The organism is Faecalicatena contorta (assembly GCF_022835095.1).
In the GTDB taxonomy this organism is placed as follows: domain Bacteria; phylum Bacillota; class Clostridia; order Lachnospirales; family Lachnospiraceae; genus Faecalicatena; species Faecalicatena contorta.
The window spans coordinates 841,294-866,130 of the sequence record NZ_BQNQ01000001.1 but is presented as its reverse complement, the minus strand read 5'-3'; the positions used below and the strand labels follow the sequence as shown (position 1 = coordinate 866,130).

Below are 24,837 nucleotides of genomic sequence, written 5' to 3'. Positions count from 1 at the left end.
CTGTTTTTTAGTTCTTTGCCCTCCGTTCTATGCGATAGTTGACGTATTTCCCGCCCGTATCAGCCAAAAGTACCGTGCCGTCGTAGGTCTTTCCCGTTTTCACGGAATAGAGGCCCTTTATCTTGACTTTCCCGCTTTTAAGGAGCGCGGCGGCGATTTTCGGGGTGAACGCTTTCTTTCGTTCCTCAAAAAATCGGTCATTCTTCCACATGACAAACTGGCAGGCCCGGTTTCCGCAATAGTAGTTCTTTTTCCCCTCGTAGACGCTTTCCCCGCAGCGCGGGCATTTGCCGATAACCACACGCTCGTTTTGAAACAACTGCTGGGCGTCCTCGCTGATCTGGGAATAGTTCGCAATCAGGCCCCGCGTCATTTCCTCAATGCCCTGCATGAAGCTCTCCGGGGCGGCCTCCCCCTTGGCAATCGCCGTCAGCTCCTTTTCCCACTGTGCCGTAAGCTGGGGAGAGGTCAGCACATCCGGCAGGAGGCAGGCAAGGTTGTGGCCGTCCTTGGTGGGAAGTAGCTGCCTGCCCTTTCGCTCGATAAATCCCATCTGCACCAGCTTTTCTAAGATGGAGGCGCGGGTGGCCGGTGTGCCTAAGCCCTGCCTCTCGGCGTCCTCCGGCATATCCTCGGCCCCGGCCCGTTCCATAGCCGACAGCAGCGTATCTTCGGTGTAGGGCTTTGGCGGCGTGGTGAAATGCTCGGTGGCGCTGGCCTCCACCTTGTCAAAGGTCTGGCCCTCGGTAATCTCCGGCAGCTCCCGCGCAAGCTCCGGCGCGTCCTCGTCGGCGTCGGTCTGAAAGGAAGCCTTAAAGCGCCGGTCAATCTCTTTCCATCCCGGCGTCAGGATGGTTTTGCCCTTGGCGGTAAATTCATTCCCGGCGCAGGTGATTGTGGCGGTGACGGCCTCATACACATGGGGCGCGGCCACGGCGCACAGCAGCTTGCAGCAGACAAGGGAAAGTAGTTTTTTCTCCCCCTCGGTCAAGCCGTCAAAGCCCTTGGCGATAAACTCCATTGTGGGGAGGATGGCGTGGTGGTCGCTCACCTTTTTACTGTCCAGAATCCGGCCAAACTGCGGGGAGAGGTCAAGCCCCTTTGCAAAGGGAAGCAGGGGCCAGAGGCCGGACACAAGGCTTTCCGCTGTGGGCTGCATATCGTCGGTTAAATACCGGCTGTCCGTGCGGGGGTAGGTCAGCAGCTTTTTTTCGTAGAGCTGTTGGGCGTAATCAAGGGTCTGCTTGGCGGTAAAGCCAAAGAGCCGGTTGGCCTCCCGCTGCAAGGTGGTAAGGTCATAGAGGCGGGGCGGCTGCTCCGTCTTTTTCTCCCTCGCCACGGAAACACAAACGGCCTGCGCCCCGGCGCAAGCCGCTTTCAGGCTGTCCGCCTCGCCGGGGTTGGAAATGCGGCTGCTGGCCGCCTCCATGCCGCCCGCTGCGATATGGACAACGTGATATTTCTCTTTCTTGAAACCGCTGATTTTGGCCTCCCGGTCAACCAGCATTTTTAAGGTGGGCGTCTGCACCCGGCCCACGGTCAGGGTCTTGTGGTAGAGGATGGAGAAAAGCCTTGTGGCGTTTATCCCCACCAGCCAATCCGCCCGCGCCCGGCAAAGGGCCGATTGATAGAGGGCGTCATAGTCCGCGCCGGGTTTCAGGCTGGCAAAGCCGTCACGGATGGCCCCGTCCTCCATGCTGGAAATCCAAAGACGCTTGAACGGCTTTTGACAGCCCGCCATCTGATAGACGAAACGGAAAATGAGTTCCCCCTCGCGTCCGGCGTCGGTGGCGCACACAAGGCCGTCCACATCGGGGCGCTCCATCAGGGAACGCAGGACTTCAAACTGCTTTTTCTTCTCGTCCGGGATGATATACTGCCATTCCTGCGGGAGAATCGGCAAATCGTCATAGCGCCACTTCTTGAAACGCCCGTCGTAGGCCCCGGCGTCGGCAAGGGAAACCAGATGGCCGATACACCAGCTCACCAGATAGCCGTTTCCCTCAAAGTAGCCGTCCTGTTTCTTATCCGCGCCGGTCACGCCTGCAATGCTGCGGGCTACGCTCGGCTTCTCTGCAATCACTAACTGAATACTCATTCCTCGTCCTCCTTATTCGTTTCTGTTGCTTCTTCCTCTATCAACAAATCTTCCCCCGGCTCTTGGGCGTCCCCATCGGTGGCGTCGTCCGGCTCCGGGGCTTCTTCTTCGTCCTCGCCAAAGTCGTACTCATCCAGATCATCGCTGCCCTTGACATCCGCTTTCGGCTTACGGAGCTTAAAGAAGTAAAGGGCCGCGCCGCCGCCTGCCAGCGCTACCACAAGGAACACCACAAGGCCGCCCATACCGCCACTTTCTTTCTCCGGCGCTGCCGGTTCTTCCTCGCCTACGGGTTCCGGCTCCGGCCCGGCGCAGGCGGTCAGGTTATTCTTACAAACCGGGCAGGCCGTGTTGACGGCTCCGGCTTCACACTTGGCCGTGCAGGTGCAGGCTTGCGGCTCCTGTTCGCCGTCCTCCAACAACGCTTGCAGGTCGGCGTCGTCCACTTGGTTCAGGAAATGCACGGAGGTTTCCTTGTCCTCGTTGGCCCGGTCAATCAGGATATAGAAATAATTCCCGGCCTTGGTTGTGACGGTGATAAGCTGTTTATCCCCGTAGAAATCATCTACCAGAGCCGCGTTGCCCTCCGGGGTGACGGGTACGCCCTCCGGCTCCATCTCTATGCCCCCGGTGGTGGGTTCCTCCGTTTCCTCCGGCAAAGGGGCCTCGGTGGTTTCCGGCAGCGGCTCCGGGTCAGGGTCAGCGCCCCCGGCGTAGGCGGTGACGGAAAAAGCCGCCATGCAAAGCACAGCGACCAGCGTCACGGTAAATCTGCGAATGAGCTTATTCTTCATCAGCGTTTCCCTCCTGTTCAAACTCCGGCTGCGGGGCCGGGGGCGCTTGCAGAGCGCCGCCGCGCACAAAGGCGGCGAACTCCTGCGGGGTCATGTTCAGACCGCGCACAAGCTGGACGATCTGCAAGTTTTCCTGTTCGGTCTTTGCCGCTTCCAGCTCCCGGAGCTGTTTCTGCAATTCCGCGATCTTGCCCTTGGTTTTCTCAATGTCCTTTTCAATACGGTCAAGTTTATTTGCTGCCATAGTCTAAAACTCCTTTCTGGCGTCAGGGTAGACGCCCGTAACAAAATAGGTGAGATTGCCAGTAACTTGAATTTAGATTTGTGTAAGAAATGGGGTCGCCACAGTGCAGCATGACGGAATTACCCACATAAAGCCCCACATGGGAAACGCCGGGAGTGTCGTAGGTGCCGACGAAAAACACCAAATCGCCGGGCTTGGCCTGCCCCGATGTGACGGGGGTACAGAGGTTATAAAGCCCCTGCGCCGTCTGCCGCCCGACGCTCCATCCGCTCTGATTGAGTACCCAGCTAATAAAGCCGGAACAATCAAAGCTGGTGCTTGGAGAGCTGCCGCCCCACACATAGGGATAGCCCACATATTTGTCCGCTTCCGCAATCATGGCCGCAAAGGTTTCATCTTCCAAAGCTTCCGGGGGGATTTCATAGTAGGTCGGCTCCTTGACGGTGGAGGCATGGGGATAGCTGCCGGTTGGAAAGAGGTCTGGCCGGTTGCCTAATGTCTGCATATAGGCCGCGTACAGGCTTAACTGTTCCTCGTCCATGAGATAAACGGGCAGGTGGGATAAGTCGTTGTTGGTAAGTGTCACGTTGCAGATATAGTAGGTATAGGGGACTTCCACCTCGTACTCGTTGCCCTCGCTGTCTGTCCTCGTTTCCGTGCGGTAACGGATTTCCGTTTCAATGGTCTGCGTCAGGGTGTATTGCTGTTCAAAGAGCATGGCAAGATCGCCCTGTACCTCGTCCAGCGTAAACGCCCCGCCGTGGAGCGCGGAGAGGATAGATGTCAGCACATAGGGGTCATGGCTGATTTCGTCCAAATCAAAACGGTACTCGTCGTAGCCGGGGTGCAGGCTTTCGTAGTTGTCAAGCTCATGCTGCAAGTCGGCCTCCATCCCGGCGTAGGCGTCCTCGGCCCCCAGCATATCGCTGTCCTCGGACAGATAGGAGGTGGCCGCAAGCCCCGTCCCGGCGCTGCCGAACATGGCGGTGCAGGATTGCAGGCCGCCCATAATCAGCATGAGAAGCAGGCCCACGCCGCCGATCAGCAGCGCCCCTTTCCAGTGGCGGGCCACAAAGGAGGCGGCCTTTTTGCTTTCCTTGGCGGCTTTCCTGGCTGTGGTGGCCGTGGTCTTGGCGGTGCTGGCCGCGCCCTGTGCCGTCTGGCCCGCCGCCCGCGCTGCCTTGGCATACTGCCGCTTGATTTTCTGCTTCTGCCAGAAGCGGGAAACCGGGTTCTTTACCGCCTGCGCCATTTCCGGGTTATCCCGCAGGGATTTTTGATACACAAACTCGGCGTTGGCGGCTATGGATTTCCTCTCGGCCTTGGCTGCGGCCCGGTAGGGCTTTAGCTTATGCCGCTGTCTGGTGCTTCTTAGGGCCTTGCCCGCCTGACGCTCGGCCAGTTCTTCCCCCTTGTGGCCGCCCTCCACGCCCACGTTTTCGTGTTCTACCTCGTGGATTTTCCCGTGGAGATATAGCCCCGCCTCCTGTACGGGGCGGCTGGCCGGATTGGTTTTGAGCTTCGGCGGGTCTTTTTCCACTTTTTCAAAGTGAAGTTTACTCTTGGCCTTTCCCTTGGCTTCATCGTAGACGGTTTCCTTGGTAAGTACGCGCTTCTTCGGGAGGGCGTCTTTGGCCGCGTCCAGCTTATCCGCCCGTTTCTCGGCTTTTTTGATATAGGGGGCAAGCTCCGGGGAGGCCCGTTCCTCGGCGGTAAATTGCAGGCGGGAGGTGGGCCGGTGCAGGGCTTCGCCTCCCTCCGCCACTACCTCTCCGGCGTCCTTGGCCGCCTGCTTCGCCTTATGGCGGCTGTGGAGCTGGTCGGCCCGTTCCAGTGCTTTTTCCGCCGTGCCGCCCGGCTCGGCGGTATATTCCTGCTCGGCCTCCCGGCTGGACACGTTGACGTTCTCGCCGGTGGTCTGGTTATCCAGCGTCAGCCCGTCGTGGGTCATGCGCTGGGTGATTTTATCACGGGGTTTTAAGGGGCGCTTCATGGTAAATCACCTCCTATCTGGCCCGGCGCTCATATTGTGGCCCCCTCGCCTAACCGGGTCGTCATGATCTGGTAGAGCTGCGTGTTCTTCGGGATCGGGTTCTTAAACGGCAGAATCACGTTCTCATAAATCAAAAGCCCCTCGCCGGGTTCGGAATTGTCCACATACCGTAGCTGCTGGGGGGAAATGTTCAGCCGTTCCGCAAGGATTTTCCTATCACCGCTGGCCTGATTTAACAGGCAGATAAAGTCGCTGTTTTCCAAAATGTTCTCGATTTCCGGGGAGGAAAGGAGGTCTTTCACGTTCTGGGTGGCACCTGTCGGGACGCCGCCCCACTTCCTGAAACGCTTCCAAATCTCGCAGGAAAAGGCCGCCGTTTGTTCCTCCCGCAAAAGCAGGTGAAATTCATCACAAAAGAACCACGTCGCCTTGCCCTGGCTGCGGTTCTGCGTCACCCGGCCCCAAATCTGGTCTTGGACAATCAGCATACCGATTTTCTTTAGCTGCTTGCCTAACTCCTTGATGTCAAAGGCCACAATCCGGCTTTCAATGTCCACGTTGGTACGGTGGTTAAAGACGTTCAGGGAGCCGGACACATACAGGTCAAGGGCCTGCGCCACCCGGTCAGCCTCCGGGATATGCTGGTCTAACAGGGCTTGGTGGAGATCGGAAAGTATTGGCATATTTTCCGGGCGGGGGTCTGCCAGATAGGGCCGGTAGATCACCTGCACGGCCCGGTCAATCACCGTCTTTTCGATGGCTTCCAGCCCGTTCTTGCCGCCCATGACAAGCTCACAGAACGACAGCACAAAGTCGGATTTTAAGGCCAGCGGGCTTTCATCCTCGGAGTAATTCAGGTTGATGTCCAGCGGATTCACATAGCTTTTGCTGGTGGGCGAGAGCTTCACCACCTGACCGTGAAGCCGCTTGACAAGGGGGTAATACTCCGCCTCCGGGTCACAGATATACACGTCGTCCGGCGTACAGAGGAACACGCTCAAAATCTCGGATTTACAGCTCATGGACTTGCCGCTTCCGGGGGTTCCCAGCTTTAAACCGTTGGGGCAGCGCGCCCGCTTCCTGTCCAGCATAATCATGTTGCCGGTCTTGGCGTTGACGCCGTAATACATGGCGTCGCCGCCCTGAAAAAGCTCCTGCGTCACGAAAGGCACGAATACGGCTACGCTGGAAGTCGTCAGGGAACGCTCAATTTTGATGTGGCTGGCCCCCAAAGGGAGGCTGCTCATAAGGCCCTGCTCCTGCTGGTAGTCCAGACGGACAAGCGAACAGTTGTATTTCTGCGCCACGCCTGCGGCCCAAAATACATCGTTGTCCAGCTTTTGCCGGGTGTCGGCGGTGTTCAGCACCAGAAAGGTGAGCTGAAACATCCGTTCATTCCGGCTCTGCAAGGTCTTTAATAGCTCCTTGGCGTCCTGCCCGTAGGTGGCAAGGTCGCTGGGAAGTATATCCATGTCGTAACCGCTGCGGACGGCCCGTTTCTGTTCCTGAATCTTCATGGCGTCAAGGTCGGTGATTTTCCGCTTGACGGTTTTAATGGCCTCGCTCTGGTCGATGGCCTGCACATGGAGGTTGACGACAATCCCGTTTTCCGTGTTGAGGAAGTCCGCCAGCATTTCATCCGACAGCTCCGGGGAAAGGATGTTTAAGAAGCTCACAGCCCCATACTTGCCACCCAGCCCAAACAGCCGGGCATTTCCGAAACGGAACGAGGACGGGGCGATAAAGTCCTTGGTGGAGAGGCCGGAGGGGGCCAGCCATTTCCAATCGAATGGAAACGGCTCCCCGTCCGGGTGGAAAATGCTGTACATGACTTCCAGACGAGCTTTCGCGTCCAGCCCCCACGCCACGGCCCCCATGCTCTTGAAATAGCCTAAGAGGTCGGTTTCAATGCGGCGCAGCCTTGCGCGGGCCAGTTTCAGGTTGTCGGCCTCGATGGTGTAGGTCAGGAATTTCCGTTTCATGAGGCCGTTGTTCCCGCTTACAAGCTGGTCTTTCAGGATGGCGGAATACTCGGCCCGGATGTCGTCAAAATCATCCCCCTGCGCCCGGATTTCAAAGCTCTTGGCGTACTGCTTAGGGTCGATCTTGTGGTTGATAAAAGAAAACTGGACGTGGATAGAGGCGTCCAGATAGTTGTATAAATCGCACAGGTTTTCAAAGATGGCCGTCTTGGTGTCCGCCTGCGCGAGCTGATAGCTGATGTCCGCAAACTCGATACACTTGGAGAACGTGCGGGGCGTCAGGCGGCAAATCCCGTCCTGATACATGGCCTCGTAGGGAATACTCTCCTGTGCGGAGTGGGGCTTGCCGTCGCCCTTATACTTGCGGATGACGGCCTGAATCTCTTTCTTTTCTGCGCGGGTCAGCTTTACCGGCTTTTTTTCCGGCGCTTCGTTCCTTTGCTTTTTGGACAATGGCGTTTACCTCCTTTTCCATTTGTCGCTGCCGCACAAGGGCAGAATAGGCGTTGTTGGTCTGGTAGGGGCGCTCTTTCGGCATAAGAAAGCAGCACTGGATGATCTGCCATACCACCACTTCAAGGGGCTGGCCGTGGCGCTCATAGAGGGCCAGAAGCAGGCCCGGAAGCATGGCGAACACCATAATCAGTGCCGCCGCGCTAGTGGGGACGCGGCCCCTAAGTAAAAAGAAAAGCGGGACGCCTACAAGCAGCGCACCGCCAAAACAAATGAGCTGCCGTTTCGTCAGCCCAAACACCACCTTGGATTTCACGCGGGTAAAATCCTTGGGAACAGTTACATAAGCCATAAAATATCACCTCGTTTCTGATACGGACAGTGAAACGTCGCTGTCCACTTCGTTGCCCCACACCTCCCAGCCGGGGGTTTTCTGTCTTGCGAACAGTTCCACGCGAGGCAGGTCGCCCGCCAGCTCTATGATTTTCTCGCGGGTAATGTCTGGTTTCTTGCTGTGTTCCTCAATGGGGGAAATGATAAACTGATGGACGCTTTTAGAATGGCGCTTCGGCTGGCCCCGCTTGGCAAGCAGGCAGATTTCCGCGTTTCCCCTTGTCCAGTAGCCCAGCCCGTAAAACCATGTGGGGCTTTTGCGGTTTAATTTCAGCCAGACAAAGGCCACGGTCTTGAATGTGAAGCCCCACGCCTTAATCAGCCGCAACGCCTCTGGAAGCTGCGGGAATGTGGCCCACAAAAACAGCAGGCAGTCCCGGTCAGCCAGCGTTTCCACTGGCAGGGCGCACAGCTCGTCAATCCCCATCGTGGGATAGTGCTTTTCCGCCGCCCCCTGTACCGCTTTCCGTTCATAGCGCCACGGCGGGTCGGCGTAAATGATGTTGTAGGTTTTCTTTTGTGTTTCCTCTATGGTTGGTGTTCCTCCTGTCTGTCAGTGTGCAGTAAATACGGCTTTCGATATGCTGCCGGTCTTGAACAGACAGAAGCAAAGCAAAACGGTATAGCCCATACAGCCCCATATCGCGCCGGAAATGTCGTCCGCCGTGCCGATCTCCTGAATCAGCACCGCATAAATCCCGACAACCACCATAATGAGAAAGGCTTGGAAGCCCAGCGCCAGCAGGGATTTCAAATAGTTCTGGCCGACGCCGCGCCACTCCGCGTTTCCCAGCGTGGCAAGGGGGATAGGCCCCAGCGCGGTCACAGCGTATATTTCAATCATTCTCCCGTAGGTCACAAGGAAAATGCAGATGGAAAGAATGTTCATCGTCAGCCCCACCACAAGGGTCTGGAACCACAGGCCGAGCAGCGGCCCAATGTCCATCGCGTCAAGGCGGCTTTCCAGATCAGGCAGCAGCGTGTCAAAGTCAATGCTGGTTTCCCCGATGATTACCCCGGCGCTCTGGTTGACGACTTGTTGCGTGGCGTCGAACACGCCCATGACGATATTCCATGTGTTCGTCACAATGAGGATGGCAAAGGCGCTCTTGAACATCCAGCGGAAAAACATGGAGCTGTCAAAATCGTGCATATTGTTCTTTTCTACAATCATTTCAATCAGCTCATAGCACATCACAAGGGCGAGAATGGCCGCCGCGATAGGGACGATTACCGTTTCCGACAGGGATTGCAGCATAGAAAAAATACCGCCGTTCCAGTCCTGCGGGGTACTCCCCACGTCCGACGCGATTTCCCCGACTTTGGTATTCACGGTGTTAAACAGCCCTGACAGGTTCCCCATGATACCGTCAATCAGGATTCCTTTTATCCATTCCCCAATCAAATCACCGATCATGTGGGTACACCTCCTTTCCCGCGCCCTCCCAAAAAGAGGGAGGGCGCGGGGGCGATTCTAAGGTTAGCGGTTGGCATTGGGCCGGTTATCCCAGCAGCCCGGAGAGCAGCGGAACAAGGGTAACGCCGATCAGCGCCACGCCGCCGCCCGCGACTAACTGCTTGACCCCTTGGCTTTTTACTGATGTGCGATAAAGAAGTAATAGAAGTGTAAAAAATTTTGCCGTTCCTATCCGGCACTTGCGCATTGTGTCGGATAGGTCGGGCGGTTATTCGGGCAAGTCCACCTTGCCAACAAAAGAATAATAAATCTCAATGTCCTGTCTGCGGGTCTTGTTCTCGTCATAGCTGCACTCATGCACAACGATTTTCTCTACAAACTCCCGCAGCAGAGTAGGGGTAAGTTCTTCAAAGCTGGTATGCCGCCGGACAACATTCATAAACTTTTCTGCGTTCACGGTGGCTTCCTGTGCTTTGGAAAGCTCCGCTTGAATAGCAGCGGCTCTTTCTTTCAGCTCCCGTTGCTCTGCTTCATAGTCTGCCGACAGCTCTGTGAAACGCTCGTCTGATATGCGCCCGGTCACGCTGTCCTCATACAGCCGCTTGAAGATAGCGGATAACTCGGCTATGCGTTTCTCGGAGGCTTCCAGTTCCTTTTTCTTGGCGGCGTTCCTGCGTTTGCCCCCGTCCTCGTTCTGCTCAATCAAGAGTTTCATAAACCGGGCTTCATGCTTTGCCGCATAGCTGGTCACTTTCCGCAGATTGGAGAGTACACCAGCGGTCAAGAGGTCGGTGCGGATAAAGTGCGCCGTACAGTCATGGGTGCGTTTCTTGTAGTTGCCGCAGATATAACAGTCCTGCTTGCGCTTGTCCGTCTGGTATCGCTGCTGATACATCACGCTGCCGCAGTCCGCACAGAACAGTATGCCGGAGAACAAACCCACTTCATCATAGCGGTTTGGGCGTTTGCGCTGTTTGCGAAGCTCCTGCACCCGTTCCCATGTTTGGGTGTCTATGATAGGCTCGTGGTGGTTCTCGAAAATCACTTGCTTTTCCGGGGGATTTTCTACACTGTGCTTGACTTTGTAAGAAAGTTTTTCTGTCTTGAAATTTACCAGACAGCCTGTGTATTCCCGGTTTTCAAGGATATGCACTACGGTATTGGTCGCCCACTTGCACTCATAGCCGGGGTGGTAGCGGCGGGTGCTGCCCGTCCTGCGGTATTCAAGCGTTCCCGGCGTGGGGATTTGCTGCTCTGTGAGCATACGGGCTATCTTGGTCGGACCATTCCCGGCAAGACAGAGGTTGTATATCTGCTTGACTACGGGTGCAGCTTCCTCGTCAATAATGAAATTTTCATCCTCGTCCATGAGGTAGCCATACACAGGCTTGCTTGTGATGGGCTTGCCATTCATGCCTTTTGAGCGTTTTACTGCTTTGATTTTCTTGCTCGTATCTCTCACCAGCCATTCGTTAAAGATATTCCGCAGCGGGGCAAAGTCATTGTCGCCCTGTGCGCTGTCCACTCCGTCATTGATAGCGATGAAGCGGACACCTTTCTGTGGGAAAATCATTTCCGTGTACATTCCCACTTGCAGGTAGTTTCGCCCTAACCTCGACATATCCTTTACGATAACTGTCCCGACTTTTCCGGCTTCAATGTCCGCAAGCATGGCTTGAAAACCGGGTCTTTGAAAGTTCGCACCAGAATAACCGTCGTCCGTGTACCAGCGCAGATTGGAAAAGCCGTTCTGCTTTGCATAGGTTTCAAGGATACGCTTCTGATTGGAAATGGAATTGCTTTCGCCTTGCAGCTCGTCCTCATGGGATAGTCTTGGGTAAAGGGCGGTAATTGGTTGTTGGTTGGTCTGTCTTAACATAAAATCCTCCGTTTCCGACAGCCAGCCCCACTATTCCGTACCTTGATTGTACCACATGGGGCGGCTGTCTGTATAGCGGCAAAAGCGTCAAATCTGCTTCTTTATGGTCGGTCAAATCGCCGTTTTTTGTGTAGCAGCTTCCGCTTCCAGCACTTTCATCATCTTGTCGGCTGCGGTGTCGGTTGCGCCCTGCTTGAAGAAGCCGGAAACGGTAAGGACGGAGTTGCCCATGCGGATTTCCGTCACACAGTCCGGGCGGCGGTCTGTTTTGGTGGTGCTTGTCTGTTTCGTTTCTGTCATAGGCTCTCCTTTCGCTGCTTCATCAGTTGCTTTAAGCGTTCCAGCTTTTCCTGTGCGGTTTCCTTTCGGAAGTTGCTGCCCGTGAAGCGGACGGGGGCGCACATGGAAGTCAGCCTGTCATAGATACGGGCGTGGGGCGTGTCCTGCGGGTGCTGCAATTCCTCCAGCGTGAGGTTGGTCGTGGCGATCAGCGGCTTGCCGCTTCGGTAACGGCTGTCAATCACGCTGTAAACCTGTTCCAGCCCGTATTCTGTTCCTCGCTCCATACCGAAATCATCAAGTATCAGCAGAGGGTAGCTGCAAAGGCGGGAAATATATTCGTTCCTGCCCTCAAAGCTGGCGGCAAGGTCACCCAGTATCGTTGCAAAGTTTGTCATGCAGACGGCAACCTCTTTTTCCATAAGGGCGTTGGCGATACAGGCGGCAAGGTAGCTTTTTCCCGTCCCCACGCCGCCCCAAAACAGGTAGCCGATATTTTCAGCCTGCATGGTTTCCCAGCTCTCCACATAAAAGCGGGCGGTTTCGGTCTGCGGGTTTCTGCCGTTGTCATGCTCAAATGTCCAGTTCCGCATAGCAGGGTCGGTAAAGCCCCGGCGTTTCAAGTCCTCCACTTTTTCAAGGTGCTTCTGTCGGCTTTCGGCGGCTTGCTGCTTTTCACGGGCTGCCCGCTGGCAGTCGCACTCTGCCGGGTGGCGGTCACGCCCGAAACAAGTCTTTCCCTCTGCAAAATAGGCTTCTTTGGGCGTATGGCACTTACCGCAGTATAAAAGCCCGTCCTCGCCTGTGTAGTCCTCCGCTTCGGCGGTAGTGGCTGTAATGTCCGTAATCATAGCTTCAATTCCGTTTTTCATAAGCTCTCGCCCTCCTTGCATGAATAATCGGGTATGCCCTGTTTCGGGGCAGCCTTGCCTTTGGCAGCGTCCTCCTGCGCCCACTTGTAAATGGTGGCTGCATGGCTGTGGTACTGTTTCCCGGTGGAAGCGATATGGCAGGAAAGCCGGTCAATATAATACTCCCACTTGTCGGGCAACTCTGTTTTTAGCCCGGAAAGCTCTGTATCGGTCAGTATCACATTGTTGTATCTGCCATAAGCGGCGGGGGCGGGGTGTCCCGTTTCTCCCTCTCTCTCTTTTTCTATCTCTATCTCTTTCTCTAACTCTATCTCTATCTCTGGTGGACGAATGTCGGACAAATGTCCGCCTTTTGTCCGGGGCGGTAAAAGTGCCTTGTTTTCCAGTCTTGCAGCCCGTTTCCGCTCGGCTTCGGTAGAGGACTGTCCTATCATCAGCTCAATGTCGGTCATATAGAAAGCCCCGCTGTCAAGCTGCTCCACAAGCCCCAACTGCCGGAAAATCTCTAAAGCCCTCTCAACCGTCCCTATCTGGTGGCGGGTCAGTGTCGCTATCATCTGCGCTGTGTAGGGGATATGCTCGTCAAGCTGCAATTTCCCGCCGTTTTTCAGCGATTTTAAGTACAGCTTCAAGAGGATATTGGAGTATAAAATCCCGTCTTTCATATCTTCCAGCAGCACAATGGAGTCGCTGTCAAAAAAGTTCTCTTTCAGCTTGAGGTAGTAATACTTGCGGTTATCTGCCATTGTCCCTGTCCTCCTTTTTCCGGCGTTTGGAGTAGTAGTGGGGGCAGAGTATGATAACCGCCCGGAAGCTCTGCTTGCAGCTATGGGTACAGCCCCGGCAGAGGTCATTGTATGTGATACGATCGCAGGTGGAATTCCCGACTTTCACTTGCCGCAGGAAAAAAGACCATTCCAGCCGCCGTTTCTTGCTCATTCTTGGCATGGGTGCGCTCCTTTCTGCCGTTTCCGCTGGTGTGGCGGTATCGGCGGTAATTCTGTATCATCTCGGTATCATTTTCGGGTTTTTTCTGCCCTATAAGCCCGTTAAAAAATCCTTTGGTATTTGCGGATAGGGTACGGGGCAGCCCCCTTGTTCTGTATAGGTTCGGGTACATTTTGGGGCGGTTTTTATCGTTCCTGTTCCTGCCTTTTCACAGGCTTGCGCTCCCGGTGTAAAATCTGGTCGATATTGCCCTTGACAGTCTGTAAGCGGCGGTATTCCTCCCGTTTTGCCCGGTAATCGTTGTAGCCGCTGTTTTTCTCTTGGATAAGGGTTTCAATCTCTGCTTGCAGGGCTTTATAGCTCGGCAGCTTGGAAATGCCGTTTTCCCTGAAATAGCGGGCGGCTGCGTCTGCTATGATAAAGTCGCTTTCGTACTTCTGACGGTAGGCTGCTTTTGCTTTGGCGTTTTTCTGCTGTTTCAGCCCGTCCCGGACAGGGCGGGTCTTGGAATAGGCAAGCACCTGCCGTTGCAGCTCCTTTTTCCCGTTCAGCGTCTTTTCCATCTGCTTCAGCTCTGTAAGGCTTTCCCGCATGGCGGTATAGGCGGCAGAACAGGCTTCGTCCAGTTCCTCCGGGGAAGAAAAGCCGTACTGCTGATAGGCGGTAACGGTAGCTGCCATTTGCTTTAGGTTGTGCTTTGCCGCCCAGCGGTCATAGCCCACGCCCTTGCCCTCGGCTCGCTTGGCTTCCCGGTCAACCATGCGCTGCAAGGTGTTGTCTGCCGGGGTGGTTTTTGTGGTTTTTTCCCCTTGTGACAGCTTTTTAACCGCGGCAGGGTATTCGAGTATGGCTTTGCTCTGTTCGGCGGCTCTGTGGGCGTTCTGCGTAAGCAGGACAAGGACAGCAGCCTTGTCAAAATCGTCCCCCAGCTTCCGGGCTGTGATAGGCTTTGTCCTGTCCGGCGTGAGGTAGGAAAGCCGCCCCCGGCTCTCCTTGACGGTCACACCCTCCCGCAGCAAAAGGGAAGAAAATTCGTCAAAGCTGCCAGCTTGGGAAAGTGCCTGCCGTATCGTCCGGCGCAGCTTCGCCTTGTCCGTTTCAAACTTGGTGGGCTTGGTCGGCTGTCCTGCGGCTTCTCTGACAGCGTTCTCTTTATCAAGGGCAAGCTGTCCTTTCTTTGCCGCCCAGTATTCCCGTTCGGTTATCCGTTCCTTGCTGCCGCTTAGGAGGTCGATTTGGTAAAGCCCCTCCCGGTGGCACATCTCCATGACTTCACTCTTGAAATATTCCATAGCGGCGTTGGTGCAGCGGTGCTTGCAGCCCTCCCGTGTGTCGGCTGGTCTGTCCATGTAGGGCAGAAGCGGGACTTCATAAATCCGCAGGGAGTTGATGACGATATGCACATGGATATTGCCGCTGTGGTTATGCCCGTCCGGGTGGGTGCAGACTAAGGCTTGGTGTCCGGGGAAATGCTCTTTACAGAACTGCTCGCCCAGCTCCTGCGCCCGGTCTACGGTCAAGCCGTTGTCTGTCCCGTCCCGTGGGTCAAAGCTGATGATATAGTGGTGGCTTTTCACATCTTCCCGTTTTTGGTTTTTCTCATAGCGGAGATTAGCCCGCATACAGGCAACAGCGAAATCCTCGCCCCCACAGTTGAGGGAAGAAATGCGGTAATCCTCCCTCGGTATCAGCCGCCCGTTTTCATCAAGGGTGGGCTTCATGGTAAACTCGTCATGCTCAAATGTGAGATAGGCTTCCGCTGCGCCATAGTCCGCATTTTTAGAGCTGATATGTTTGAATGTTGCCAACAGCGTCACCCACTTTCTGCAAGACTTCAAACTTTAGGGCAGCAAGGTCGGAAACCGCCGCCCGTACCTCCCCGGCAAGCTGCGGGTAGGGGCTGTGCCACTCGTTCAGCGTCCGGGCTATCTGGTTTAAGTTGCCGCCGATCCTGCCGTATTCGGCGGTCAGCTTCCCGACAGCGGCAAGCAACTCGTCATTGACGGGGGAAACGGTTATGATGGGGCGTATGGCTGCCCCGGTTATGGCTTGCCGGATAAACTCGGCTTGGCTCATGTTGTAAGCAGAAAGCCTTTCCGCAAACTCGGCGTATTCTTCCTCGGTCATGCGTGTCTTGACTACCCGGCTGCGGTGCGGCGTGTTATATCGTTTTCGCATGGTAAAACCTCCTTCGGCTGTGCGTGGTGTCCTCTCACTAATAGGAGAAAAACAGGGTGTAAAGCGGAACTGTTTTTGAAAAATCCGAAAAATTATTTTGAGGGATTTTCCAGCGGCGTAAGCCGCATAAGCAGGGTTTGGGGAAGGCACTCCCCAACAAGATTCCCGCAGGGGCAAAATGAGCGATAAGCGAATTTTGGTACTGCGGTAGAATCTTGCTCTGAAAAACTCCGGCGTTCCCCGGCTTCCGTACTTTCCGCTAACAAGACGTTTCAAAAGGGCTTTGCTACCCGCTATTCCGGCATATCTTGAAAATTTTCCTTTCACTACCTACAACACCACGCAAAGCAAAATGGACGGAGATTTTTAGAATTTCCCCTTATTCCCTACAACACCACGCAAGCCGAAAAAGGCGGACAATGGCAGTATTTTTTTCTTTGATACCCTCCACGGATAAGTAAGGGATTTTGCCAACTGCGGCGGCAATTTTCCCTTTTGTTTTTTCATACTGGGGATTTTCAAAAATGCCAAACAGGAACGAAAAAAAGCAGCAAATCTGTTGAATAGATTTACTGCTTTCTGGTTGCCGGCGAAGCGGCGGTTATTCAGTTGTAGGCGGTAGGGCTATCTCCCAAAGCGGAACTTGAAAATAGCTGTGAGAAGCGTCTGGGTGATGTAGTCCTCTGTATCTTGGTCTACCCGTCCATTCACACGGGCGGCACATTGTATGCGGCGGCGGTAATACTGCAATACAGTTCCCACCGCTTCCGGCTCCCCGCTGGTGGCTTGGACGATTGTTTCATAGGGGAGAAGCCTATTATTTCTCATATGCCATTCCCTCCATTTCCGCTTGGAGCTGCCGTAGGACTTTTCGGATATGGTAGCCCGCTGTGCTGCGGCTGCGCCCGTACTGTCTGCCAATTTCGTGCTGTGGAATACGCTTGAAAAAGGACAGGTAAATCATTTCCCGCTCCCGTTCGTCCAGCCGTGACAGGGCTTCCGCAAGTAAGCCGCTGCTGAAAATGACCGTATCGCCGCAAAGGGTAAGTATGTATTCCTCGTCCGGCTCCGGGGCTTGGAAATATTCATCTGTCGTGCCTAAAGGGTAGTGCTTTTCGTCTGTGAGGTATTCAAGGGATATTTCTCTTTTGTGCTTCCTGCTCCGTGTCCTCGCTGCGTTGATCGTTGCATTTCGGATAACGACTTTGCAAAAGGCATGGAAAGTGTACTCGATATGTTCCCGATATTCTTCTGTACAGGTCATGGAAAATCCCCCTTTCCTCCCAAAAGGGCTGTGGCTGGTTAGTAGTTGCTTTTTATGATAGTAAGGGGCGGCAGCACTTTAGGCTGTCGCTCCTTGACTGCCTAACTGCAAAACCGGGCGGGGCTGTCAACGGCGGGCGAAGCCCGTTCATCTTGACCGTTGACTGGCTCGGCCAGGTTTGCTATTTATCCGGCAAACTTGAATTTATTTTAAGCTATCACGTTTTACCTTTTTAAGCCTTACTATCATTACCATAGGAATTTCTTTGTTGTTTTTGAAACATTCTTCATAAAATCCATCAATGACAAATCCAGCTCTAAAACAAAGGTTAAAAATATCTTGTATGGAACGATGATAATAAATCTGCTCCTCCGGTTGCCCTTCAATCGCTATACCATAGTAACTGTGCGGTGTCATATATTTTTCAGTCAACGTGATAAAACAAGGGTGTTGCGTTGCAAAGACAAAAATTCCGCTTTCCTCCAACAGTTCATAAACAGCCATAAGAAGTGGTTCAATATCCGTAATATCCATAATTGCCATATTAGAAACTGCTTTCGTAAAGGCTCGATTTCTTTTTAATTCTAATATACTTTCTCTATTGGTCGCATCCGCTACACAAAATTCAATTTGTTTTGCATATTGTGATTGCCGTCTTTTAGCCAATTCTATCATTTTTTTGCTGTAATCAAAAGCGACAATCGAAGCGCCTCTTTGTGCAAGATACGAAGAATAATTTCCATTGCCACACGCAATATCCAAAATGTAATCCGCAGGATTAGGAGATAGAAGTTCCGTTACTTTGGGACGCACTACCTCTCTGTGAAATTCATTAGATTTGTCACCCATTGCATTATCCCAAAATTGTGCGTTTTTCTCCCAGATTTTTTTACTTTCCTCTGTTCCCATGTTCTCTCCCACTCCCAAAATTTGCCTTTTTGCTTCCATTAAATCTTCCTTACTATATTCCATTGTTACCCTCCATAACTTCTGATTGTTGCCGTCTTGACTATTATGTATCTTTTCTTTCCAAAATGGTATAGGCTTTTATTTTTATAATGCTGCAAAACTTTTCTTCTGTAAGGTATTCAAAGGATATTTCCCTTTGCCGCCGCTATTGGAAAGCCAAAAGCAGCGGCTTTTTTACGCGATATGACCGAAAAGTCTAGAAAGCAGGATATGTCATCATTTGTCATTTCTTCTCAATGTAATAACTGCATGGCATATCAAGCCAAATACAAGAGAAAAACAGCCACCGCCAAATAGTGATGCTCCCCACCCTGCACCCGACATTGTCATAAAACCGCCAACAAAGAAAATACCAATGCCAAGAAATATCCCGACACCATAAAAAAGTCCAATTGCCATATCATACTTATTAAATTGTCGTTTCTCTTTTTTTTCACATGTTTCCATTTTTGTTATTACCTCCTTCGCAAAATCGTCCATGTGGACTCCAAAAAGAAAACAAATTTTTTTCAACGTATTTAAATCGGGTTCATTAACATCTCTCTCCCAATTCGATAGCGCCTGCCGGGTAACATTCAATTCCCCAGCCAGTTCTTCCTGTGTCATTCCCGATTGTGTTCGCAGATGACGTATTTGCTTTCCTGTTGTAATATCCGTCTGTTTCTGGTTCAAAATGGTTCCTCCTCTCTGATGCTGATTTTATCAATATACGATACATTTATGCAGACAACACCACGGATCGGCTTTTGGCTGGACAATTCCAATCAAACACCACAGCAGACAGCAGAAACCATTCTGAACACCAGGAAGCCGGTATGATTGTTACATATAAGGGGAAGAAAAATTTCTTTTAAGTACTTGCTTTCCTAAAACTGATGTGATATAATAGCTTCATTCCAGAAAAGGAGTAAAAAATATGCGGCAAGGTATTCTTAAATAAAACTATAATCAAATAGTGGGAACAAAGAATTATGATAGCTCCTTTTGTGGGGGCTTGGTTTTTTGTACCCAATTTAAGAATACTTTTGCCTTATCAATTTTGACATATTCAAAAAACAGCAATCACAAATAGGTGTATGCTGTATATGTGTATGTCCGCAAATTAGAATCCCCAGTGGTAAAAGTATTTTACTGCTGGGGATTTTTATGCCCTTTGGGGCTGTAAAGGGAGGACAATCACATGAAAATAATCAATATCGGCATTCTGGCCCATGTAGACGCAGGAAAAACTACATTGACAGAAAGTCTGCTATACACCAGTGGAGCGATTGCGGAACAGGGAAACGTGGATAAAGGGACCACAAGAACAGACACTATGATTTTGGAACGGCAACGGGGAATTACCATTCAGACAGCGGTTACTTCTTTTTATTGGAATGATTATAAAATCAATATCGTGGACACTCCCGGTCATATGGATTTTTTAACCGAAGCATACCGCTCTTTATCTGTCCTTGACGGAGCTGTTTTAGTCATTTCAGCAAAAGACGGCGTACAGGCACAAACCCGTATATTATTCCATGCGCTTCAGAAAATGGACATTCCGACAATTATCTTTATAAATAAGATAGACCAAAATGGGATCGACCTGCAGTGTGTTTACCAAAGCATTAAAGATAAACTTACCAGTGATATGATTGTCATGCAGGAGGTTTCCCTGTCGCCAAAGATAACCATGACCGATATTTCTGATTTAGACAAATGGGATATGATTATTTCCGGAAGCGATGAACTATTAGAACGATATGTTGCAGAGGATTCTTTGGATATACAGGAATTACAATATGAAAAGTGCAAAAGAACCAGATGCTGCTCTTTGTTTCCTGTTTATCATGGGAGTGCAAAAGACAATTTAGGAACAGAAAAACTGATTGAAGCGATTATAGAAACTTTCATTACAGAAACGGACGATATTCAGTCTGAATTATGTGGATATGTTTTTAAGGTTGAGTATACAGAGCGGAAAAAACGGCTTTCTTATTTACGCCTGTATCATGGGACGCTCCATTTACGGGATACCCTGCTGCTGTCAAAAAAGGAAAAAATAAAGATTACAGAAATGTGTATTCCGTCAAATGGTGAAATCGTCCCGGCTGACCATGCCTGTCCGGGAGAAATTGTTATTTTAGCTGATGATACTTTGAAACTGAACGATATCCTGGGAAATGAAAAACTCCTGCCTCACAAAACACGGATTGATAATCCCATGCCATTACTTCGGACAACGGTAGAGCCGCAAAAGCCGGAGCAAAGGGAAGCCCTGTTAAATGCCCTCGCAGAGATTGCTGATACAGACCCTCTTTTGCATTTTGACATTGATACTGTTACCCATGAGATTATGTTATCTTTTTTGGGAAAAGTACAGTTAGAAGTTATTTGTTCGCTATTAGAAGAAAAATATCATGTGGGCGTGGCTATGAAAGAGCCTTCGGTTATTTATCTGGAAAGACCGCAAAAAAAAGCGAGCTGCACGATTCATATTGAAGTGCCGCCGAATCCGTTTTGGGCATCTATTGGTTTGACTGTAACACCGCTTCCTGTTGGAAGCGGAACACAATATAAAAGCGAGGTATCTCTCGGCTATTTAAACCAAAGTTTTCAAAATGCCGTCATGGAGGGTGTGCGTTATGGAATGGAGCAGGGCTTATATGGCTGGGGAGTGACAGACTGCCAAATTTGTTTTGATTATGGAGTTTATTACAGCCCGGTCAGCACCCCCGCTGATTTTCGTTTTCTTGCGCCTGTCGTGTTGGAGCAGGCATTGAAAAAAGCAGGGACACAACTGTTGGAACCATACCTTTCCTTTACCCTTTTTGCACCGCAGGAATATCTTTCACGGGCTTATAATGATGCACCAAAGTATTGCGCAATCATTGAATCAACCAGACTTGAAAAAGATGAAGTTATTTTTAAGGGTGAAATCCCTGCCCGTTGTATCGGTGAATATAGGAATGATCTGAATTTTTATACAAATGGAAGAAGTGTCTGCATTACAGAATTAAAAGGGTATCAGGAAACTTCCGGCGAGCCTGTATTTCAGCCACGCCGCCCGAACAGCCGTTTAGACAAGATCCGGCATATGTTTCAGAAGATAATGTAACGTCTTGCGCAATGCAAGCGTTCATTGCTGGCTATTGCGAAATATCCCAGAAGGCCGGCTCCCAAGGAGGAAACGTCAATGATCCTGCCTTCAGTGATTATACCTCTATATTTTGTCTGGTGCATTAAGGAAACCTCAGACACGGTAAATATGTCCTATAACTTCTGATGGAGGGGGAACTCCTCCTTCCGTTATATCTATATAGATTTATTAGATTGGACTTTGTAACTATTAACCAGTAGTCGTTCTTGACTACACCATTATTATACTAGGAGAATGTAACTTCATGTTTGCTAAAAATTCAAAGGCATATTCTGTCTACCTGCTGTTCCGATTTGTCTGTTCCCTGGCGGTTTCTATGTCCACAGTGCTTTCCATCGTGTACCACCTGGAGGTGGTGCAGCTGGATGCTTTCCAGCTTGTCCTGGTAGGGACGGTTCTGGAGACCTCCTGCTTTCTGTTCGAGATACCCACCGGTGTGGTGGCGGATTTGTATAGCCGTCGGCGCTCGGTGCTGATTGGAATGTTCCTCTACGGCCTGGGCTTTCTGATGGAGGGTGCGCTACCGTGGTTCGCGCCGGTTCTGCTGGCCCAGGTTGTCTGGGGTTGCGGTGATACCTTCATCACCGGCGCTCTGGAGGCGTGGATTGCCTCGGAGGAAGAGGACAAACCCATAGACAAGGTGTTCCTGCGGGGCAGTCAAATGGGGCAAATCGGCGGCGTTCTGGGCGTGGTGCTGGGCACACTGCTGGGAAACATAAACCTGCAAATGCCTGTCATCTTGGGGGGCAGTTTGTGCTTGTTGTTGGGGCTGGTGATGGTTCGCATCATGCCAGAAACCAACTTCTCCCCTGCTATTGAGGAACGGCAGGGCTTGCTTAAAGACTTTGTCTGCCTGTTCAAGCTCAACCTGGGCTTTGTGAAAGGCGCACCTGTGTTGCTGGCGCTCTTAGCAATCACACTATGCGGGGGACTTGCCAGTGAAGGCTTTGACCGGCTCTCCACCGCTCATTTTCTGGATGACACGGTAATACCCGTTATCGGGCCGCTGAACAGCGTCACTTGGTTCGGTGTTATCAGTCTTATCGGCAACGGCTTAGGTATTCTGGCTTCTCAGTTGCTCATCGCCCGCATGGAGAAAAAAGGGACTGTCAGCCGAACCAGTGTGGTCATGTCCACCAGCGCCGGGTATATCCTGTGCCTGGTTCTCTTCGCGGTGGGGCGGAGCTTTTGGTTCATGTTGTTGGTGTTCCTGCTGGCGGGGCTTATGCGCACCATCAAGGAGCCTGTGCTGGCCGCCTGGATGAACGACCATGTGGATGAGAAAATGCGCGCCACAGTCTTTTCCACCAGCGGACAGCTGGACTCTTTCGGGCAGATCATCGGCGGGCCTATTGTGGGGCTGGTAGCCCAGCAGGTGTCCATACCCTGGGGGCTGGTCTGTACCGCTTTCCTGCTGTTGCCCGCGCTGTTCTTAGTGCCGGTGGCGGGAAAGAAGCGGGATTGATATGGCATAGTTAAGTTTACTGACGAGCGGGAGATTACTTCCGCTCGTCTTCATTTAGTAGCGCAAAATTTGAGGACTCTTTATTTCCTTATTCGGTATAGCGGAGGCGGCTGTCAATTCGACATAATTTTCTTGTGATACTTTACCGTACATGAGCATTGGAGGCCGGGTTGTCCTGCCCGTACCCCTCCAAAAGATTGACACCTCCCCACACGCAAAGCGCACCGCCGAGGCCCACAACGATAGTCTGTAAAACGTCAACAGCAGAATTGAAAAAATCCATAAATTACCTCCATACATTCAGATTGTGATGTTGTTTGGTTTCAAAAAAAGCTGCCGGTCATTTCCCGGCAACAGCGTCACAATCCGCAGGCGGCCCGGAGTTATTGGCCGCCCAGCCATTCCCGCAGGGCAGTCACATAGATTTCCGCCCATGCGTCACACACTTGCCGGTTGATTTCCATTTCCATCTGTACGGCCTCCGCGTCGGTGGGGACGGTGTTGTGTTCCGCTATCCACCGGCACATGACGGCAACAGAAAAAATGGCGCGATAGACGTTCTCTATCGACTTGAAGCAATCCGCAAATGTAATTTCGTCCGAGTGTTTCATAGGTCAGGCTCCTTTCTTTGCCAGCCGCCTTACTGGTCGGCGGAATCTTCGTCCGACAGGTCAATGTCGTAAAGCTCAAAGGCTTCATCCTCCGATACCACACGCCGCTTTTTGCGGCGCATGGACGACAAGTATCTGTCCACGTCAAAGGTGTTCTTTTTATCGGCGTCCGAGAGGTACTTATAGCGGGGGTGGCGGGTAATGTCGTACTTCTCCGAGAAAAACGGCCTCACGCCGCGTACCTGCAAAATACACTTGCCTCCGTCCATCGTTGCGATTTCGTCCTGGCTCATCAACTCCTTTCCTAACTTCTGATAATTCAATCCATGGGAGGTCTGCGCGCCCCGGTTCTCGCTCTGGTTGTAGCTATCAATGGTTTCTTTCCCCAGCACGTCCGCGATCTCCTTGGCGTTCTTGCCTCTGCCACTAAGGAAAAGCGTACAATCGCAGTTGTCGGAAATGATTTCCGCCGCGTCCTTGTAAATGGCCTTTAGCTGCGATTGGCTTTGTAAAATGATAGAAGCCGAGATTTCCCGGCTTCGGATGGTGGCAATCAGCTTGTCAAAATTTGGTATCTGGCCGAATAGCGATAGGTAAGCCTCTGGTGTTTCCACCTCGGGCTTTTCCCCCGCTCCACACCGTGCGTGATAGTTTCCCATCACACGGCGTTCCACCGACTAAGATTACTTTTTAGTGCCTATATAGTTCTCGAATTGTATTTCTTCCAGCTCCCTGTGTTTTCGGAACTTATTGATTTTATTTTGCATTTCTTCGGTCAATGGCAGGTCTGCAAGTATCTTACCTATTACTGTAGTTTTCGTTGCACCTACCAGTTTTGACACTTCTTTTGACAAGAGAATTAAATTCTTGTATGTGTCATTCCGCTCTCCCTTGCAAGGTTTGATATGCTGGCACACCATGTCTGAAACTGTCAGCGCATTGTGTGTTACCGCACATTTCCCTCTTTGCGATATATATCTTGACAGAGCGTTGTCTGCCATCTCCAACGTTGGATAGAGATGGGCGTTTTCCATCATATACTTCATGACCTCGTAACTGATACAGTTTTCGATGTCTGAATATTTCCTTGCATATTTGTTGACTTCACGCCTTTTATATTTCGGATATTCATATGCCACATATCCTGCCGGGATAATCATTCTTCCCTTTATCCATCGGAACTGCTTTGATTTCCCATACTTCTCCTGTATGAACTTGCTGGTAATCTCTCCTTGCCGCTCAATGGGGAAACTGCGGTTGTTATGATTCATGCCGTTACTTTTCCCGTTGACTTTATAAGAGATTTCCGCAAAGTCTGCTGATACCATCGTTGCCATACAGTAGTAATTGTGCATTCCCATGACCATAGCATTATAAAGGCTGATATTGCGGTCAATCTCGCTTTGCTTGCTCGGGTTTTTTATATCTTTCCAAACGTCGCTCAGTTTTTTAATGACCTTAACTTTGCTCTTGTCTGCTATGTGGGAGCGTATTATCCACTTACTGCCTTTTGGCACGACTTTAAACTTAATTCCAAGAAAAGTCGTATAATTCTTTTGCAGGTTTGTGATTCCCGATTTTTCATCGCTGGTCTGCAAATGAAGATTCTCTGCAAGCCAGAGTTTTGTGGCACACATTACTTTCTTTGCTGTTGCATAATCCCGGCAGAACAACTTAAAATCGTCCGCATATCTTACGATATACATTTCTTTCAGTCCGGTTTTTGCTCTCAGCTTATTCCACTTCTGCGTTCTGTCCACTGTAAGGACGTTTCCCTCTTTATCAGTCTTGTCAAACTCTAAACCTGTTTTTCCCTCTCTGATTTTAAACATTTCCCACTGACCGGCTATCCACCA

At 51.6% G+C, this 24,837-nt stretch carries 25 protein-coding genes and 1 pseudogene; 2 read left to right on the top strand and 24 right to left on the bottom strand.

What is annotated here, in order from left to right:
• Window positions 1-7: 7 nt before the first annotated feature.
• From MWG26_RS03930 to MWG26_RS03835, 20 genes are all read right to left on the bottom strand, one after another.
• Window positions 8-2,098, bottom strand: coding sequence for a DNA topoisomerase 3 (locus MWG26_RS03930; RefSeq protein ID WP_117441020.1), 2,091 nt, complete (start codon window positions 2,096-2,098; stop codon window positions 8-10).
• On the bottom strand, window positions 2,095-2,892 hold the full coding sequence (locus MWG26_RS03925; RefSeq protein WP_003505015.1) for a DUF4366 domain-containing protein: 798 nt from the start codon (window positions 2,890-2,892) through the stop codon (window positions 2,095-2,097). Before MWG26_RS03925 ends, MWG26_RS03930 begins: the two co-directional genes overlap by 4 nt.
• The gene (locus MWG26_RS03920; protein WP_003505014.1) at window positions 2,882-3,136 is read right to left on the bottom strand and encodes a DUF4315 family protein; all 255 of its coding nucleotides are present in this window, start codon (window positions 3,134-3,136) and stop codon (window positions 2,882-2,884) included. Before MWG26_RS03920 ends, MWG26_RS03925 begins: the two co-directional genes overlap by 11 nt.
• 22 nt (window positions 3,137-3,158) lie before the next feature.
• On the bottom strand, window positions 3,159-5,129 hold the full coding sequence (locus tag MWG26_RS03915; protein ID WP_117441021.1) for a C40 family peptidase: 1,971 nt from the start codon (window positions 5,127-5,129) through the stop codon (window positions 3,159-3,161).
• A gap of 29 nt (window positions 5,130-5,158) precedes the next feature.
• Window positions 5,159-7,564 (bottom strand): VirB4-like conjugal transfer ATPase, CD1110 family, encoded by a 2,406-nt coding sequence (locus tag MWG26_RS03910; RefSeq protein ID WP_117441022.1) that lies wholly within the window; start codon window positions 7,562-7,564, stop codon window positions 5,159-5,161.
• Window positions 7,467-7,916 carry a PrgI family protein gene (locus tag MWG26_RS03905; RefSeq protein ID WP_003505010.1) on the bottom strand — a complete coding sequence of 150 codons (450 nt, stop codon included), beginning with the start codon at window positions 7,914-7,916 and terminating at the stop codon, window positions 7,467-7,469. Before MWG26_RS03905 ends, MWG26_RS03910 begins: the two co-directional genes overlap by 98 nt.
• Window positions 7,917-7,922: 6 nt before the next feature.
• Complete coding sequence (locus MWG26_RS03900) at window positions 7,923-8,489, bottom strand: MT-A70 family methyltransferase (RefSeq protein ID WP_081459767.1); 567 nt, start codon at window positions 8,487-8,489, stop codon at window positions 7,923-7,925.
• 21 nt (window positions 8,490-8,510) lie between these two features.
• Entirely contained in the window at window positions 8,511-9,374 is an 864-nt protein-coding gene (locus tag MWG26_RS03895; RefSeq protein ID WP_003505008.1) for a VirB6/TrbL-like conjugal transfer protein, CD1112 family, read from the bottom strand.
• Window positions 9,375-9,459: 85 nt separating this feature from the next.
• Window positions 9,460-9,621 (bottom strand): Maff2 family mobile element protein, encoded by a 162-nt coding sequence (locus MWG26_RS23145; protein ID WP_244062693.1) that lies wholly within the window; start codon window positions 9,619-9,621, stop codon window positions 9,460-9,462.
• Between the two features lie 21 nt (window positions 9,622-9,642).
• On the bottom strand, window positions 9,643-11,253 hold the full coding sequence (locus MWG26_RS03885; protein ID WP_002569232.1) for a recombinase family protein: 1,611 nt from the start codon (window positions 11,251-11,253) through the stop codon (window positions 9,643-9,645).
• Window positions 11,254-11,364: 111 nt separating this feature from the next.
• Window positions 11,365-11,553, bottom strand: a complete 189-nt coding sequence (locus tag MWG26_RS03880; RefSeq protein WP_002569233.1) for a transposon-encoded TnpW family protein — start codon at window positions 11,551-11,553, stop codon at window positions 11,365-11,367.
• Entirely contained in the window at window positions 11,550-12,404 is an 855-nt protein-coding gene (locus tag MWG26_RS03875) for an ATP-binding protein (protein ID WP_002569234.1), read from the bottom strand. Before MWG26_RS03875 ends, MWG26_RS03880 begins: the two co-directional genes overlap by 4 nt.
• Window positions 12,401-13,150: a phage replisome organizer N-terminal domain-containing protein gene (locus tag MWG26_RS03870; protein ID WP_002569235.1), complete on the bottom strand. Its 750-nt coding sequence runs from the start codon at window positions 13,148-13,150 to the stop codon at window positions 12,401-12,403. Before MWG26_RS03870 ends, MWG26_RS03875 begins: the two co-directional genes overlap by 4 nt.
• Complete coding sequence (locus tag MWG26_RS03865) at window positions 13,140-13,352, bottom strand: hypothetical protein (RefSeq protein WP_002569236.1); 213 nt, start codon at window positions 13,350-13,352, stop codon at window positions 13,140-13,142. The genes MWG26_RS03870 and MWG26_RS03865 overlap by 11 nt, the downstream gene beginning before the upstream one ends.
• Before the next feature lie 185 nt (window positions 13,353-13,537).
• On the bottom strand, window positions 13,538-15,160 hold the full coding sequence (locus tag MWG26_RS03860) for a relaxase/mobilization nuclease domain-containing protein (protein ID WP_002569237.1): 1,623 nt from the start codon (window positions 15,158-15,160) through the stop codon (window positions 13,538-13,540).
• The gene (locus tag MWG26_RS03855; RefSeq protein ID WP_002569238.1) at window positions 15,132-15,530 is read right to left on the bottom strand and encodes a plasmid mobilization protein; all 399 of its coding nucleotides are present in this window, start codon (window positions 15,528-15,530) and stop codon (window positions 15,132-15,134) included. Before MWG26_RS03855 ends, MWG26_RS03860 begins: the two co-directional genes overlap by 29 nt.
• A gap of 624 nt (window positions 15,531-16,154) precedes the next feature.
• Window positions 16,155-16,358, bottom strand: coding sequence for a helix-turn-helix domain-containing protein (locus tag MWG26_RS03850; protein WP_003505336.1), 204 nt, complete (start codon window positions 16,356-16,358; stop codon window positions 16,155-16,157).
• On the bottom strand, window positions 16,348-16,794 hold the full coding sequence (locus MWG26_RS03845) for an RNA polymerase sigma factor (RefSeq protein WP_003505338.1): 447 nt from the start codon (window positions 16,792-16,794) through the stop codon (window positions 16,348-16,350). Before MWG26_RS03845 ends, MWG26_RS03850 begins: the two co-directional genes overlap by 11 nt.
• Before the next feature lie 204 nt (window positions 16,795-16,998).
• Entirely contained in the window at window positions 16,999-17,766 is a 768-nt protein-coding gene (locus MWG26_RS03840) for a class I SAM-dependent methyltransferase (protein WP_003505400.1), read from the bottom strand.
• 213 nt (window positions 17,767-17,979) lie between these two features.
• Window positions 17,980-18,435, bottom strand: a complete 456-nt coding sequence (locus MWG26_RS03835; protein WP_003505401.1) for an XRE family transcriptional regulator — start codon at window positions 18,433-18,435, stop codon at window positions 17,980-17,982.
• Window positions 18,436-18,943: 508 nt separating this feature from the next.
• On the opposite strand from MWG26_RS03835, the gene tet(32) reads away from it, so the two are divergent.
• Together tet(32) and tet(40) are read left to right on the top strand one after the other, a co-directional pair.
• The gene (gene tet(32) / locus MWG26_RS03830; RefSeq protein ID WP_003505402.1) at window positions 18,944-20,863 is read left to right on the top strand and encodes a tetracycline resistance ribosomal protection protein Tet(32); all 1,920 of its coding nucleotides are present in this window, start codon (window positions 18,944-18,946) and stop codon (window positions 20,861-20,863) included.
• 286 nt (window positions 20,864-21,149) lie between these two features.
• A complete protein-coding gene (tet(40), locus tag MWG26_RS03825) occupies window positions 21,150-22,370 on the top strand; it encodes a tetracycline efflux MFS transporter Tet(40) (protein WP_024407615.1) in 1,221 nt (406 codons plus the stop codon).
• A gap of 142 nt (window positions 22,371-22,512) precedes the next feature.
• Here the strand turns inward: tet(40) and MWG26_RS03820 are convergent, their stop codons facing one another.
• From MWG26_RS03820 to MWG26_RS03805, 4 genes and pseudogenes are all read right to left on the bottom strand, one after another.
• The gene (locus tag MWG26_RS03820; RefSeq protein WP_244062692.1) at window positions 22,513-22,653 is read right to left on the bottom strand and encodes a Maff2 family mobile element protein; all 141 of its coding nucleotides are present in this window, start codon (window positions 22,651-22,653) and stop codon (window positions 22,513-22,515) included.
• 100 nt (window positions 22,654-22,753) lie between these two features.
• Window positions 22,754-22,981, bottom strand: a complete 228-nt coding sequence (locus tag MWG26_RS03815; protein WP_003505006.1) for a hypothetical protein — start codon at window positions 22,979-22,981, stop codon at window positions 22,754-22,756.
• 29 nt (window positions 22,982-23,010) lie between these two features.
• Window positions 23,011-23,562 (bottom strand): annotated as a pseudogene (locus tag MWG26_RS03810) (type IV secretory system conjugative DNA transfer family protein); the annotation flags it as partial.
• A gap of 102 nt (window positions 23,563-23,664) precedes the next feature.
• The gene (locus MWG26_RS03805) at window positions 23,665-24,813 is read right to left on the bottom strand and encodes an RNA-dependent RNA polymerase family protein (RefSeq protein WP_330615971.1); all 1,149 of its coding nucleotides are present in this window, start codon (window positions 24,811-24,813) and stop codon (window positions 23,665-23,667) included.
• Window positions 24,814-24,837: the final 24 nt, after the last annotated feature.